Consider the following 14,609-nt stretch of genomic DNA (forward strand, 5'->3'; position numbering starts at 1 on the left):
CGTTTACGCCGCCGCGCTCTCTGCGATCTTCTTCGGCGTAACAGCGGGAACGCCGTCGCCATCCTGCGCGTACAGCCAGTCGTTGTACTGGAAGTTGTTGTCCTTCCGGCTCCTGAACAGAAGGTTGCGCAGCGTACGGGCCAGGCCCGAGACATGCCAGGACTCGCCCCACACACGGGCGGTTCGCTGGACCCGGGCCGTGCGGCTGGCGCGGACGTCGTTGAACTCCCGGATTGCCTCGTCCCAACCGGCCGGGTTGACCCCGTCGCCAGTAAACACAGTGCCCGCGCTCGCATCCTGCAACGCAGCGGCATCCTCAAGGGCTTGGCAGGCGCCCTGGGCGAGGTACTGGAGCATGGGGTGCGCGGCGTCGCCCATCAGCACCATCCGGCCGGCCACCCAGTTCTCAATCGGGTCACGGTCGTACATGGGCCAGCGGATGCCGGTGGCCAGGTTCTTCAGCGCCTCCTGGACGGCGGGCACGCAGTCCTTGTAGGCAGCCTGGAGCTCGTCCACTCCCCCGTACTGCTCCTCGCCGCGTTCGAAGGATGCAGACTTGAAGACAGCCACGGTGTTGAGCAACTCGCCCTTTCGCAGCGGGTACTGCACCAGGTGGCAGTCCGGGCCGAGGTACACGATGACGTCCTCAAGGTCGGCCTTGGGCGTGTCTTCGGTGATGGGCACAGTGCCGCGGTACGCCACGTAAGCGGAGGACACCGGATCGTCCTTGGCAACGAGGGGACGGAGCGTGGACTTGAGCCCGTCGGCCCCAATCACCACGTCGGCTTCATAGTCCACGCCCGCGGCGGTGTGTGCCACGCCGCGGCCGTTAACCGTCTCGACACCTTCGACCATAACGTCGTTGACCAGCTTGACGCCGGCCGCCTCACACCCCTCAAGCAGGACGCGGTGCAGGTCGCTGCGGTGGATCACCACGTACGGCGCGCCGTAGCGTGCCGCGAATTCCCCACCGAGCGTCTGGCGCGTGAGCTCCTCGCCGGTGACGGCGTCGCGGAACACCAGGTGCTTGGGCTGCACACCAATCTCCAGCGCCTTGTCCAGCAGGCCCCAGCGCTTCAGGACACGGGACGCGTTGGGCGCCATCTGCAGCCCGGCTCCCACCTCGCCGAATTCAGGCGCCCTCTCCACGAGGGTGACGTTGGCGCCATTCTCACGCAGCGCAAGGGCTCCGGCCAGACCGGCCATTCCCCCTCCGATCACCAGGACATCGGTGGACGTGGCGTGCTCAGACATTGCTTGCTCCTGTTGTTGAAATTGAGGTGGAGGTTGGAAGTTTGGATTTGAGGTGAAGGCCGACGGCGGCGAGCAGCACCGCGGCGATGGCGGCGGCACCGGCGAAGGCGAGGAAGTTGGAGTTGACGCCCAGCCCGGCGGCCAGGAGGAGGCCACCCACCTGCGGGGCCGCTACGGCGCCGATGCGCCCCGTCCCCAGCGCCCAGCCGAGGGCTGTTCCGCGCAGGTGGGCGGGATAGTGGTTCGCGACGGCCGCAATGATGAGGCACTGCGTGCCGTGGGTTCCGACGCCGGCCAGCACCAGCATGAGGTACACCACTGCGACGGACGGTCCCATCACGAGGACTACCAGTGCACCGGCCGCGACTGCGGCTGCGGCTATCGCCGTCGGAATAGGACCGAAGCGCGTCCCTGCCCAGGCAGTGATGACCGAACCGGCCACCGCACCCACGTTGAGTGCCAGTGCGAAGGTCAGCGCGGAGCCAAGGTTGTAGCCAGCCAATTGCATGAGGTTGGGCAGCCAGGTGCCCAGGCCGTACCAGGCGAAGAGCGTGGCGATCGTTGCGACAGCAAACAGCATGCTGATGCCCAGGTAGGGGGCGCGGAGCAAGGAGGAGAAGCCGGAGGATGCCTTGGCGCCAGCCGCAGCCGGCTGGTCCGAAGTCAGCGTCTCGGGAATGTATTTCAGCCCGAGCGGCACCACAATCACCAGTGCCAGCACGGCCACGAGGAACATTGACTGCCAGCCAAACGCGGGAATCATCTGGATCCCCACAAGGGCGGCAATGGAGCCCCCGATCGGGACACCGGACATCATCAAAGTGGCAATAGTGGACCGCCATTTGGTGGGGACCAGTTCGGCCACAAGGGCGTTTGCGGAAGGCACCAGTCCACCGAGTCCGATCCCCGCGAGGAGCCTCAGGATACCGAAGACGGCAGCATTGGGAGCGAACGCGCAAAGAACGGTGAAAACGGAGAAAACGACTGCGCAACCGAGAATGGTCCGGCGGCGGCCCCACGAGTCAGCCATGCGGCCTGCGAAGATGGCGCCGATCATCATGCCGACAAAGGCCATGGACCCGATGGTGCCGGCGGTGGCCTTGGTCAGGCCCCAGCCGGTTTCGGAAATCAAGGAGGACTGGACCGTGCCGTAGACAATCAGGTCGTAGCCGTCGAATACCACCAACAGCCAGCAGACGAGGACTGCCAACGCCGAGGCCTTGGAGAACCGGCCGCGCCCGCCGTCGGACGAGGAAGCAGGCGAGGTGGCGGGTGCCCCCCGTGAGGACCGTTGCGTCGCTGCAGCGGGAAGTGTGTGATTCATCCCACCACTGTCATGGCCGCCCAAGATGAACCACAATACAATTCTGATGTGCAGAACAATCCCGCTCCGCAAGGCTCGGCAAAGCCGGGGCGGAAGCCTGGCCAGAAGAAGCCCGTGCAGAAGCGGCCCACGTATTCCATCGAAGCCGTGGACAACGCACTGCAGCTGCTCCAACTGCTGCGCGACGGCGGGGCGCTGCGGTTGAAGGACGCGGCCGAGGAACTGGGAGTTGCCCCGTCCACCGCCCACCGCCTCCTGGCGATGCTGGTCTACCGGGGTTTCGCCGTGCAGGATGAAACCCGGCGCTACGTCCCCGGCCCCGCGATGGGGGTCGGGCCGGCCGGACTGAGCTGGACCCGGCTGCTCCGCTCGCTGGCCCAACCTCACATGGAACTGCTGTCCGCGCAGCTCAACGAGACCGTCAACCTCATGGTGCGGGTTGGCACCAAAGTGCGCTTCCTGGCCACCATTGAAGGAAACAGTGTATTGCGGGTGGGCGACAGGCAGGGGACGGTGCTGCCCGCGAGCAAGACCTCCGGCGGCAAGGCCATCCTTGCAGAGCTGGATCCGTCCATGATCCAGCAGCTCTTCCGCAGCAACTATGCCGACATCAGCGGTGACACCATCGCCGAGGAGGACTATCCGGCATTCCTGCGGGAGCTCGATTCCGTCCGCAGCAACGGCTTTGCTGCCAACTTCGAGGGCACGGAAGACGGCGTGAGCGCCCTGGGCATGGCGCTGCACAACCGGCAGGGCCAGGTAGTGGGAGCGATCAGCGTCGCCACCCCTGCCACACGGTTCCGAGCAGTGTTCGACGGCGGTTTGGTCGCCGCCCTGCGCGAGACCTGCCGGCAGTTGGAAATTGACATTGCCGCCAACCCGGCCGAGCCGGACTGAACTCACCCGAGCGGCGAATTCTGCAGAACAGAAAGTACTGGGAGTCCCACTCGCGCATCCCTAGGGTCGAACTACGCCAAGAACTGTTCGGACCAACCAGGAGGCCTACGTGTCCATCAGCGCCGAGAACACGACACATGAATCAGTGGCCGCCAGCCACGCCTTGCCCGAGCCGACCCCTGAGGAAGCCGCCCAGCTGGAGCAGCTGTACCGGGATTTCAACAAGGAGAACCTGATCCCGCTGTGGACGGAGATCGGCGACCTGATGCCGATGGTGCCGTCTCCAAAGGCGGTTCCGCATGTGTGGCGCTGGGATGACCTGTACCCGCTGGCTGCACGGGCCGGCGACCTGGTGCCGGTGGGCCGCGGCGGGGAACGCCGGGCGATTGCCCTGGCTAACCCGGGGCTGGCCGGCACCCCGTACGCCACTCCCACGCTGTGGGCGGCGATCCAGTACCTTGGTGCCCGCGAAACAGCGCCGGAGCACCGCCATTCCCAAAACGCGTTCCGTTTCGTCGTGGAGGGCGAAGGCGTGTGGACCGTGGTGAACGGTGACCCTGTGCGCATGTCCCGGGGCGATTTCCTGCTGACCCCGGGGTGGAACTTCCACGGCCACCACAACGACACCGATGAGCCGATGGCCTGGATCGACGGCCTGGACATCCCGTTCGTCCATTACGCGGACGCCGGGTTCTTCGAGTTCGGCACCGAGCGCGTCACCGACGAAGCCACTCCTGACATCTCCCGCTCGGAGCGGCTCTGGGCGCACCCCGGCCTGCGCCCGCTCTCCGGCCTGGACAACACCACCAGCTCCCCCATCGCCGCGTACCGATGGGAGTACACGGACCGGGCACTGCGCGAGCAGCTGCTGCTTGAGGACGAAGGCCACCCCGCCACCGTCTCGCAGGGCCACGCCGCCGTCCGGTACACCAACCCGACCACCGGCGGGGACGTGATGCCCACCATCCGCGCCGAGTTCCACCGCCTCCGTGCCGGCGCCACCACCGAGACACTCCACGAAGTGGGCTCCAGCGTGTGGCAAGTCTTCGAAGGCACGGGCTCCGTGGTTCTGAACGGCGAAACCAAAAAGCTGACCAAGGGGGACCTCTTCGTTGTTCCGTCCTGGGCAGCATGGTCGCTCCAGGCCGAAAACGAATTCGACCTGTTCCGCTTCAGCGATGCCCCGATCTTCGAGCGCCTGAGCTTCAACCGAACCTACACCGAAGGACGCACCAAGTAATGAAACTCCTCACCCTCCGCACCTCTGCTGGCACCGTTGCTGTCCGCCAGGACGGCGAGACCCTCACCGAGATTCCCGGATTCGCCGACGTCGGCGCCCTGCTGCAGGACCCGTCGTGGGAAACCGCGGCGCAGGCTGCCAGCGGCGCAACCCACCCGCTCGACGGCGCCGACCTCGCCGCCGTCGTCCCCTTCCCGGGGAAAATCATCTGCGTGGGCCACAACTACCGCAACCACATCAAGGAGATGGGCCGGGAAGTTCCCGAGTACCCCACCCTGTTTGCGAAGTACGCCGAATCCCTGATCGGCCCCAACGACGACCTCGCCCTGCCGCAGGAATCGGACACCGTGGACTGGGAAGCCGAACTCGCCGTAGTGATCGGCAAGCAGGGCCGCCGGATCAGTGAAGCCGACGCCGCAGACCACATCGCCGGTTACGCCGTGCTTAACGATGTGTCCATGCGCGACTACCAGTTCCGCACCATCCAGTGGCTGCAGGGCAAGACCTGGGAGAAGTCCACCCCGTTCGGCCCCGCCCTGGTCACCAAGGACGAATTCACTGCCGGCCCGCTGATGACCTCGGAGGTCGACGGCGAAGTCCAGCAGAGCACCCCCACCTCGGACCTGGTGTTCACGCCGGAATTCCTGGTCTCCTACATCTCCACCATCATTACCCTGAACCCGGGAGACGTGATCGCCACCGGCACCCCCGGCGGCGTGGGCCACGCCCAGGACCCCAAGCGCTACCTGCAGGAGGGCCAAATCCTGGTCACCACCATCGAAGGCCTCGGCCAGCTGAAGAACCGCGTGGTCAAGGAAGCCTGATGGCAGCCCGCCACGACCAAACCGCGGACCCGGCGCTCCTGGACGCACTGCTCCAGGGGCGCCGGGGCACGGCGTTCTTCGCCCGCAAGCTGAACGAGCTGACCGATGCAGAGCTCGACGGCGGCACCCTCCTTCCCGGCTGGACCCGCCGGCATGTCGTGGCACACGTGGGCTACAACGCGCGGGCCATCGCCCGACTGATCGAATGGGCTGCCACCGGCGTGGAAACCCCGATGTATTCTTCGCCGGAGGCCCGGAACCATGAGATCGAGTTCGGCGCCACGCTGTCCCCGATCGCGCTGCGGCACCTTTTCGACCATTCTGCTGTGCACCTGAACGTGGAATGGCGCGACCTGCCTGCCGATGCCTGGCACCACAAGGTCAAGACCGCCCAGGGCCGCACCGTCCCGGCCGAGGAGACCGTGTGGATGCGTACCCGGGAAGTCTGGATGCACGCCGTGGACTTGGACAACGGGGCCACATTCAACGACATTCCTGCTCCCGTCCTGGAACGGCTCCTCGGCGATATCACCGGAGCCTGGCGGACCCGCGGCACGGACACCGCACTTCTTATAAAGGTGGAGAGAACAATTGCCGGGAGTGGCCTGACGTTCGGCGACACTAGCGCTGCCGACCCGACGATTATCACGGGCCCACTGGCCGCCGTCGTCGAATGGGCTGCCGGCCGTGGAACTGGCGGCGTCACGGCCTCCGGGCCGGGTGCAGCAGGTGGCACGCTTCCCGCTCCGCCGAAGTGGATCTGAAGCAAGGCTGCGCGAGGCGCTAGATCAACAAGAATGCCCGGTACCGCCTTCCAGACGGTACCGGGCATCTCCATGCCTTCTAGAGCCGGGTGTCGAAGGACCCGCAGAACACGTTGTCGTTGAACGTTCCCTGGAACTCCGACTTGCCTTGGATCTTGGCGATGGTGGCCCGGATAGCCTCCCGGGAACCCGCATGCGCGTGGATCGCCGTCTTGACCATCGGCACATCAATCAGGTGATTGGGCTGGTTGAGCGAGACAAACACCGTGGGCACCTCGGTGGTGTACCAGGGGATCTCCGCAGCCATCGGCGAGGACCACTTGATCCGGATGGCAGCCTCCTGCGCGAATCCCTTCACGTTGGCGAACACAAACGCGGCGTCGTACTTCTCCGGGTAATCGGCGGTGGCTTCCTCGGAAAGGACCCGCATGAAGTTCATGCCGGTCTCGCCCGCGGCCTCCCGCTGCTCGGCCGTCTTGAACACATGCACCTCAAAGCCAGCCGCTTCCAGCTCTTCCTTCACCGTGTCCAGATAGGCCAGGGGATCAGCACGGGTGAAGTCAGCGCCGCCGGAAATCCCATACAAACGGATCCGCGGATGGGTCTCCGGTGTAATGGGCAGGTTGCCCGCTGTGTCCTTGACCAGCGTGATGGTTTTGTCCGCGATCTCCGCCGCGATGGCACGGTGCACCTCGCTGCCGATCACAGCCAACGCCTCAGCAGGCGGCACGAGCTCAGAGACAGGCGTCCGGTGCAGCCCCAAAGAAGCCTTCAGCCCCAGGATCCGGCGCAGTGCATCGTGCAGCCGCTGTTCGGTGATGACGCCGGACTTGTAGCCGTCCAGCATGTAGCCGAAGTCCTCCGCCGGATTGCGGAAGAACAGGAACATGTCGCAGCCCGCGGCGATGGTGGCCGGCACCAGGTCCTTGCGCTTCATGGCCTGGGTGAGGCCCACCATCAGCGAGGCGTCCGTCAGGACCAGTCCATTGAAGCCGAGTTCACCGCGGAGCAGGTCCTGGAGCAGCTCGGGCCCGAGCGTTGCGGGCAGGATGTCCTTATCAGCCATGCCGGGCCGGAAGTGCCGGGACAGTTCCGGCGCCCCGATGTGCCCGATCATGATGGACTGCACGCCGTGTCCGATCATCTCGCGGTACACGTGCCCGTACGTCCGGTTCCACTCCTCGTAACTAAAGGTGTTGTAGGAGGTGACCACGTGCTGGTCCCGCTCATCCACACCGTCCCCGGGGAAGTGCTTCATGGCGCAGACAGTGGCGGACTCGCTGATGCCGTCGAAGTACTCCTTGGCCCGCTCCACCACGATCTCCGGGGTGTTGCCGAAGGCGCGGGTGGAGATGACAGTGTTCCGCCAGTTGTAGTGAATGTCCACGATCGGGGCGAAGGCCCAGTTACAGCCGAGCGCCGCGGTTTCCACCCCGGCCACCTGTCCCATCTGGCGGGCGATGGCCTTGTCCGGGTGTGAGCCGGCCTGCAGGTGCGTGGACACAAACGTTCCGTCGTCGCAGCTTCCGGCTCCCCCCATTTCCGGGTTGGAGGCCACCAGCAGCGGGATGCGGGTCCTGGACTGGGCGTAACGGATGTGCTCCTGCACCGCAGCGGATGGGCCGGGCCGGTACCGCATGCCGCCCACGTGGAAGTTCTCCAGCACACCATCGAGGTACTCCGGGGAGTAGTCGTTGTTGTGGTTGATGAAAAGCTGGCCGATCTTCTCCTCAAGGCTCATGCCGGCCAGGGTGGATTCCACCCAGGCGACGGCGTCGTCGTCGAGGTTGAACGGCGCGGCCTGAAGGTCGACGTCGAACTGCCGGGGTGAACTGCCCGCCGCAGCAGCCGTGGGGCGTACGACGGCGGCAATTCCCTTGAGTGCCTCGGATACCACCTCACCGACGGGGGCGGCGATGTCCACCACCACGGCGGCTTCGTCTGCGCCCAGCGGTTCCAGCGTGGCGAGCTGGGACACCAGCAGCGCCGGCGGCATGAAGTGCCCCGAGCGCCCTTCAGTCCGTGCCCTCAGCACCTCTTCGCTGCCGTGCAGGTGCAGGAAGATGGTGTCCGGAGCCTGCTTCCGAATAGCGTCGCGGTAGCTGCGGCGCAGCGCGGAGCACGCTAGGACCATGCCGCCGTCGCCCGCATTGGCCAGCTCGGCGCCCACGGTGGCGAGCCACGGCCAGCGGTCCTCATCAGTCAAAGGTGTCCCGGCTGCCATCTTGGCGACGTTCTCCACGGGGTGGAGGGAATCGCCGTCGAGGAACGGGACGCCAAGTTCCCGGGCAACGAGGTCGCCGATGGTGGTCTTGCCGCAGCCGGACACTCCCATCACGATGACACGGAGTTTAGGCTTGCCGGTTTCGGTGTTGGAGGTGTTCACCAGTCGTGGACCGTTCCGTCGATGAGGCGGTTATAGGGCAGGTAAGCCTGCTGGTAGGGGTAGGCTGCTGCGGCTTCCTCGTTGAATTCGACGCCGATGCCTGGCTTGTCGCCCGGGTGCAGGTAGCCGTCCACGAACGTCATGGACTGCTCAAAGACCTCGTTAGTGGCGTTGGAGTGCTGCATGTATTCCTGGATGCCGTAGTTATGGATGGCCAGGCCCACGTGCAACTGCGCGGCGAAACCCACCGGGGAAATGTCGGTGGGGCCGTGGAAGCCGGACTTGATCTGGTACTGCGCGGCGAAATCCATCACCTTCTTCAACGGGCTGATCCCGCCGAAGTGCGTCGAGGCGGCCCGGACGTAATCGATCAGCTGCTCCTTGATGAGGGTCTGGTAATCCCACACGGTGTTGAAGATCTCGCCGATCGCCAGCGGGGTGGTGGTGTGCTGCCGGACCAGCCGCAGGCCTTCCTGGTTCTCCGCCGGGGTGCAGTCCTCGAGCCAGAACAGGTCATACGGCTCCAAAGCCTTGCCCAGCTTCGCGGCCTGGATCGGAGTCATCCGGTGGTGCCCGTCGTGCAGCAGCGGGATCTCCGGGCCGAACTCGTTCCGCACCGCCTCGAACACGGTAGGCAGGTGCCGCAGGTACGCGCGGGTGTCCCAGTCCTCCTCCACCGGGAACGCCCCCCGCCCGGCGGGTTCATAGTCGTACCGTTCACCGGATGCCTGCGCCTGTGCTGCCACACCGTACACGGCCGTGATGCCCGGGACGGCGGTCTGGATCCGGATCGACTTGTACCCGAGCTCCAGGTGCTCCCGCACCGAATCAAACAAGGCCGGCAAATCCGCGCCGGAGGCGTGCCCGTACGCGCGCAGCCCGTTGCGGGACGCCCCGCCCAGGAGCTGGTACACCGGCATGCCAGCCATCTTGCCCTTGATGTCCCACAACGCCATGTCCACCGCGGCGATCGCGGCCATCGTCACCGGGCCCCGGCGCCAGTACGAGGAGCGGTACAGGAACTGCCAGGTGTCCTCGATCCGGTGCGGATCCTTCCCGATCAGCAGCTGCGCCACATGCTCCTTCAAATACGCGGCGACAGCCAATTCGCGGCCGTTCAGCGTGGCGTCACCAATACCCGTCACACCATCCTCCGTGGTGATCCTGAGGGTCACAAAGTTCCGGGAGGGACTGGTCACAAAGACTTCAGCGGCAATGATTTTCACGGCAGATCCTTTCGGGGGATTTCTGGTCAGATGGTCTTGCTGGAATTTATTGGCCGGTGGTTTTGCGGGTGCCAGTGCTGGTGTTGGAGTCAGCGGGGGTGGCGGCGGCAGCCGGGGTGCCGGCGTCCGCGGAGGGGCTGACATCAGCGGTTTCGCCAGTGCCCACTGTTTTGGTCCGGCGTTCCTGGATCTCCTTAAGGATTTCCGCGTGCTTGACGTCCGTCAGCGTGTACTTGGTCATGACCAATGCCGCCAGGAACGTCAGGACGGCCGGCAGTGCACCCGCTGCGATCTGAATCCCGAACACTGCTTCGGGGGTCTGGGCCACTCCGCCGGACTTGTAACCGCCGAGGGCGAGCGCATAGGCGGCGAGTGCGCCACCGACGGCCTGGCCAGACTTGCGGGTAAAGGAGAAGAGCGCGTAGGTAATGCCCTCGGTCCGGACTCCAGTCTTCCACTCGCCGTATTCCACGGTGTCTGCTTCGAGGGCCCACACCACGATGCTCATCGCCAGGACACCCACGAGACTGAGTACCAGGCCGCTGAAGCCGATCATGACCTGGCTGGCCGGGCTTAAGAAGATAACCACGCCGCCGGCGACAGTGATCAGGGAAGAGTAGATGTAGATGCTCTTCTTGCCAATCCTGCGGACCAGCTTGGGCATAATCGCAGCCAGCACGAACGTCAGGACGAGCTGGATGATGGACAGTACGGGGTAAAGATCCAGCCGGCCGAGGACGTCGCGCAGGTAGTACAGCTGCACAGAGGTCAGCGCCAGCATGCCCGAGAGAAAGAAGAAAGAGCTGATGCACAGCATCAGGAGCGGCTTGTTGCCCTTGAGGGTCTCGATGCTTTGCTTGAGGGAGACATTCGGAACGGCGCGGTGGACGCGTTCCTTGGCGGTCAGGACCGTGAAGAAGTAGAGGGCCGCGCCGATCACCACAAACACGAGGGTGATGGTAGTAAAGGTTGACTGCAGGTCAGCGCCAGGCTTGATAAGCGGTGCCACGAAGATGCCAAGGCCCGAACCCACCAGCAGGCCGCCAATCATGCGGGCCGATCCCAGCTTGGCACGCTCACCCGGGTCCTGGGTCATGGCGCCGGCGAGCGAGCCGTAAGGAATGTTCACGAGACTGTAGGCCAGGCCGAGGGCCGCATAGGTGACGTAGGCGTAGAGCAGCGTCCCGGATTCACCCAGCTGCGGGACGGAGAACGTTGCCACACTTAGGAGCAGGAGCGGGATGGAGCCGAACATAATGAAGGGACGGAACTTACCGAAGCGCTTGCTGTAGGTCCGGTCTACGAGCCGGCCGGCGAAGACGTCAGCGAAAGCGTCAAACAGCCTGACCACGAGCAGCAGGGTTCCGGCGGCCGCTGCGGAGATACCTGCAACGTCCGTGTAGTACACCAGCAGGAACATCGTGGCAGTGGTAAAAGCGAGGTTGTTTGCGGCATCGCCGGCCCCATAGCCGATGACGCTGAGCTTGCTTAGCTTTTTCATGATATTTGGGCTCCTTTACCCGCTGCCGCCTTGGTGGCCGGCGAAATATGGAAATGCTATAAAGCGGTAAATCGTGGCGATGCCTGGCTTAGTGATGCCCGGCACCCGACGGCCGTGCCGCACTGTGTTTCTCGTTGCCTGTAATCCTAGTCACTTGGCAATTAAATGGCAAGCGGTTGCCAACGTTATTTATTGAAACTTCATGAAACAGCTTCTGGAATGAAAACAGCACTGCCCGGTCCATTACTCGTGGACCGGGCAGTGCTGGACGAACAGACAGCGCTGCTGCGGTTACCTGGAATCGGCGCCTGCAGCGAATGTTCCCAGCAGGCCGGCAACGAGCTCCACCACCGCGTCCTCGGCCGCGACAGCCGGGTCCACAAGTGCCAGCAATGCCTGCACGCGTTCCGTACCGCCGAGCTTGTTGGCGTCGGCTACTTCGATTGCCAGCGGATCGTGGAATGTCTCTGCTGCTGCGCTGAAATCAATCCAGGCCGCAATCATCAGGGCCGAAGCAGCACCTGACCTGCCCTGGGCGCGTTCGGCCAGGAGGACGGGCACCGCCCGCATGCGCAGCTTAGTGCTGCCGTCCATTGCGATCTGGGCCAGGTGGTGGGCAATGCGCGCATTGCCGAAGCGGGCCAGCAGGGCGGCGCGGTACGCCGGGATCTGCAGGTCCGCGCCACCGGACAGGTTCGCTTCGGCCTCGTCCCAGAAGCTTTCGACGGCGTTCAGGCACTGCGGGTCCGCGAGGGCCTGCGCTACCGTGGTGTGTCCGCGGAGCTGGCCGGCGTAGGCCAGCAGGGAATGAGCCCCGTTCAGGAGCCACAGCTTGCGGTTCTCGTAAGGCTCGATGTGGTCAACGAAGACCGCGCCAGCAGCTTCCCAGCGCGGACGGCCGGCGGGGAAATCGCCGCTAAGCACCCAGTTGGTGAAGGGCTCGGCCACTACGGGCGAGTTGTCGCGGTAGCCGCAAGCGGCCTCGACCGCGGCGATGTCCGCGTCCGTGGTGCGCGGAGTGATGCGGTCCACGGACGTGCTAACAAAGCTGACGTTCGCTGCAACCCAGGCCGCGAGCTCCGCATCCCAGGCCGCAGCCAGCCCGGTAACAGCTTTGCGGGCTACCATGCCGTTGTCAGCGAGGTTATCGCAGCAGACAACGGCGAGCGGCCCGGCTCCGGCAGTCCGCCGCGCAGCGAGAGCGAAGACCAGCCGGCCCAGCGGCGTCGACGGGTTTCCGCTGCCGGAAGCCAGCAGCGCAAGGTCACTGACAACGTCGGACGCCGCAGTGTCCAGCTGTCCGTCGGCACCGAGCCGGTAGGCCGCTTCGGTGACCGTCAGGGTTACCACGGCGGTGGCAGGCGCCGAAACGAGCTCCGCGAGCCGCTGCACGTCCGCACCGTCTGCCGGTTCAACGATGCTGCCGACAACGGCGAACGTGTCACCGCTGTCAGCGCGTTCCACGAGCGTGAAGAGGCCGTCCTGCTCGGCAAGAGCCAGAGCAGCATCCGGGCGGCGGCCGGTGAAAGAGGCAATGCCCCACTCAGCGGCGTCGCTGGCCTGGCTGGTGTACCAGGCCTGGTGCGAGCGGTGGAAGGCACCGAGTCCCAGGTGGACGATCCGCACCGGCGGCTTGGCGAAAACGTTCAGGGTCCGGTCCAACTGCGGCAGGGATCCAGCAGTCTTGCCTGTTACGTCGGTCTGTTCGATGCTCACAGTTTGAAAACCCTTCGCGGGGAGGAATCGACGGTGTCCACGATGATTTCGTGGGCCCGGTCTTCACTGACACGGTGCTCGGCAACGAGGCGGGCCAGGAAGGAGGCTTCGATCCGGCGGGAAGCATCGTGACGGGCCGGGATGGAGCAGAAGGCCCTGGTGTCGTCGATGAACCCGGAGGAACGGGAGAAGCCTGCGGTCTCGGTGACGGCGGAGCGGAACCGCAGCATTGCGTCGGGGGCATCCAGGAACCACCATGGGGCGCCGATGTAGACAGACGGGTAGAAGCCGGCCAGGGGGGCCAGTTCGCGGGAGAACACGGTCTCGTCCAAGGTAAAGAGCACCAGGTGGAAGTCCTTGGCAGTGCCGAAGTCCTGCAGGACCGGCCGAATGGCCTCCGTGTAGTTGATGGCGAACGGGATGTCGTGCCCGGTGTCCGCGCCGAAGCTGTTAAAGGTGGGCTCGTGGTGGTTGCGGTAGGACCCTGGGTGGATGGTCATCACCAGGCCGTCTTCCACGGACATCCGGGCCATCTGGTACATCATGTGGGCTTCGAAGTCCGCGCGGTCCTGCGCCGTAGCCTTGCCTGAGCGCGCCCGGTCAAACAGTTTCGCGGCATCGGCAGCGTCCAGCTTCAGCGTTGCCGGTGTGAAGACGCCGTGGTCTGCCGAGACGGCACCGTGCTCCACGAAATAACGACGCCGATTCTCCAGCGCGGTGAGGTAGGCACCGTAGCCCGTGCCGCCGTCGCCCGCTGCCGCGATAAGCCGGTCCACGTTGTCTGCCCATGCGGGGTGGGCGATGTTGAGGTAGGCGTCGGGGCGGAATGTGGGCAGGACACGCCCATGGAAGCTGGGGTCCTGCGCCAGGGCCTTGTGGCTGTCCAGGGTGTCGAGGGGATCATCCGTGGTGGCCAGGACCTCGATGTTGAAATCCTTGAACAGCTCCCGGGGCCGGAAGCCGGGCTCCTGGAGCTTAGTGGAGATGGCGTCGTAGCTGGCATCGGCTGATTCCGCGCTCAGCTCACCCTGCAGGCCAAAAACGCCGGAGAACTGGGTCCGGAGCCAGTAGCCGGAGGCGGTGCCCTCGAACAAGGGCCAGGCTTTGCAGAACTCGCGCCATACGTCGCGGGAGTCCGGCTGCGATGTGTTCGATTGCCGGAGCCGGTCCAGCGGAACACCGCTGGCGTGGATCAGCCGGGTGACGTAATGGTCCGGGCTGACCAGCAGCGCTGCCGGGTCCGGGAACGGGGTGTTCTGCTCGATGACTGCGGCGTCAACGTGCCCGTGCGGGGAGATGATGGGGAGGTCCTGAACGCGCTGCAGGAGTTCACGCGCAATGGCGCGGGTTCCGGGATCAGCGGGCAGGAGCCGGTCTGGGTTGGCAGCAATCGACTGTGACATAAGTCAATAATCCGGGTTGAGCGCAGCATTTGTCAACCGGTTGCCAAAACTTGCCACCACCGTTTCTACTGGGG

11 protein-coding genes are annotated in these 14,609 nt (G+C 65.1%); 4 read left to right on the top strand and 7 right to left on the bottom strand.

Going from position 1 to position 14,609, the window contains the following annotated elements; translation table 11 throughout:
• Window positions 1-3: 3 nt before the first annotated feature.
• Together CXQ88_RS05345 and CXQ88_RS05350 are read right to left on the bottom strand one after the other, a co-directional pair.
• The gene (locus CXQ88_RS05345; RefSeq protein WP_104043137.1) at window positions 4-1,254 is read right to left on the bottom strand and encodes an FAD-dependent oxidoreductase; all 1,251 of its coding nucleotides are present in this window, start codon (window positions 1,252-1,254) and stop codon (window positions 4-6) included.
• Window positions 1,247-2,578 (bottom strand): MFS transporter, encoded by a 1,332-nt coding sequence (locus CXQ88_RS05350; RefSeq protein ID WP_104043138.1) that lies wholly within the window; start codon window positions 2,576-2,578, stop codon window positions 1,247-1,249. The genes CXQ88_RS05345 and CXQ88_RS05350 overlap by 8 nt, the downstream gene beginning before the upstream one ends.
• A 48-nt stretch (window positions 2,579-2,626) precedes the next feature.
• Between CXQ88_RS05350 and CXQ88_RS05355 the strand changes: the two genes are divergently transcribed.
• The 4 genes from CXQ88_RS05355 to CXQ88_RS05370 all read left to right on the top strand — a co-directional run bounded on the left by CXQ88_RS05355 (window position 2,627) and on the right by CXQ88_RS05370 (window position 6,303).
• Complete coding sequence (locus CXQ88_RS05355) at window positions 2,627-3,475, top strand: IclR family transcriptional regulator (protein ID WP_258061693.1); 849 nt, start codon at window positions 2,627-2,629, stop codon at window positions 3,473-3,475.
• A gap of 109 nt (window positions 3,476-3,584) precedes the next feature.
• A complete protein-coding gene (locus CXQ88_RS05360) occupies window positions 3,585-4,715 on the top strand; it encodes a cupin domain-containing protein (protein WP_104043140.1) in 1,131 nt (376 codons plus the stop codon).
• The gene (locus tag CXQ88_RS05365; protein WP_104043141.1) at window positions 4,715-5,539 is read left to right on the top strand and encodes a fumarylacetoacetate hydrolase family protein; all 825 of its coding nucleotides are present in this window, start codon (window positions 4,715-4,717) and stop codon (window positions 5,537-5,539) included. Before CXQ88_RS05360 ends, CXQ88_RS05365 begins: the two co-directional genes overlap by 1 nt.
• Window positions 5,539-6,303 carry a maleylpyruvate isomerase family mycothiol-dependent enzyme gene (locus tag CXQ88_RS05370; RefSeq protein ID WP_104043142.1) on the top strand — a complete coding sequence of 255 codons (765 nt, stop codon included), beginning with the start codon at window positions 5,539-5,541 and terminating at the stop codon, window positions 6,301-6,303. Before CXQ88_RS05365 ends, CXQ88_RS05370 begins: the two co-directional genes overlap by 1 nt.
• 79 nt (window positions 6,304-6,382) lie before the next feature.
• On the opposite strand, the gene CXQ88_RS05375 is transcribed toward CXQ88_RS05370, so the two are convergent.
• The 5 genes from CXQ88_RS05375 to uxaC all read right to left on the bottom strand — a co-directional run bounded on the left by CXQ88_RS05375 (window position 6,383) and on the right by uxaC (window position 14,535).
• Window positions 6,383-8,638 carry a gluconokinase, GntK/IdnK-type gene (locus CXQ88_RS05375; RefSeq protein WP_104043378.1) on the bottom strand — a complete coding sequence of 752 codons (2,256 nt, stop codon included), beginning with the start codon at window positions 8,636-8,638 and terminating at the stop codon, window positions 6,383-6,385.
• A 47-nt stretch (window positions 8,639-8,685) separates the two neighbouring features.
• Window positions 8,686-9,915 carry a D-mannonate dehydratase ManD gene (gene manD, locus CXQ88_RS05380; protein WP_104043143.1) on the bottom strand — a complete coding sequence of 410 codons (1,230 nt, stop codon included), beginning with the start codon at window positions 9,913-9,915 and terminating at the stop codon, window positions 8,686-8,688.
• Between the two features lie 46 nt (window positions 9,916-9,961).
• A complete protein-coding gene (gene uidB / locus CXQ88_RS05385) occupies window positions 9,962-11,416 on the bottom strand; it encodes a glucuronide transporter (RefSeq protein WP_104043144.1) in 1,455 nt (484 codons plus the stop codon).
• Window positions 11,417-11,707: 291 nt separating this feature from the next.
• Window positions 11,708-13,132: a mannitol dehydrogenase family protein gene (locus CXQ88_RS05390; RefSeq protein WP_104043145.1), complete on the bottom strand. Its 1,425-nt coding sequence runs from the start codon at window positions 13,130-13,132 to the stop codon at window positions 11,708-11,710.
• On the bottom strand, window positions 13,129-14,535 hold the full coding sequence (uxaC, locus tag CXQ88_RS05395; RefSeq protein ID WP_104043146.1) for a glucuronate isomerase: 1,407 nt from the start codon (window positions 14,533-14,535) through the stop codon (window positions 13,129-13,131). The genes CXQ88_RS05390 and uxaC overlap by 4 nt, the downstream gene beginning before the upstream one ends.
• Window positions 14,536-14,609: the final 74 nt, after the last annotated feature.

Origin of the sequence: Arthrobacter sp. ZGTC412 (genome assembly GCF_002929215.1) — a bacterium.
GTDB lineage: Bacteria > Actinomycetota > Actinomycetes > Actinomycetales > Micrococcaceae > Arthrobacter.

Bases quoted from the DNA above. Each gene is read 5' to 3' on its own strand.
- CXQ88_RS05345 (WP_104043137.1), bottom strand. From the start codon at position 1,254: ATGTCTGAGCACGCCACGTCCACCGATGTCCTGGTGATCGGAGGGGGA.
- CXQ88_RS05350 (WP_104043138.1), bottom strand. From the start codon at position 2,578: ATGAATCACACACTTCCCGCTGCAGCGACGCAACGGTCCTCACGGGGG.
- CXQ88_RS05365 (WP_104043141.1), top strand. From the start codon at position 4,715: ATGAAACTCCTCACCCTCCGCACCTCTGCTGGCACCGTTGCTGTCCGC.
- CXQ88_RS05370 (WP_104043142.1), top strand. From the start codon at position 5,539: ATGGCAGCCCGCCACGACCAAACCGCGGACCCGGCGCTCCTGGACGCA.
- CXQ88_RS05375 (WP_104043378.1), bottom strand. From the start codon at position 8,638: ATGGGAGTGTCCGGCTGCGGCAAGACCACCATCGGCGACCTCGTTGCC.
- uidB (WP_104043144.1), bottom strand. From the start codon at position 11,416: ATGAAAAAGCTAAGCAAGCTCAGCGTCATCGGCTATGGGGCCGGCGAT.
- uxaC (WP_104043146.1), bottom strand. From the start codon at position 14,535: ATGTCACAGTCGATTGCTGCCAACCCAGACCGGCTCCTGCCCGCTGAT.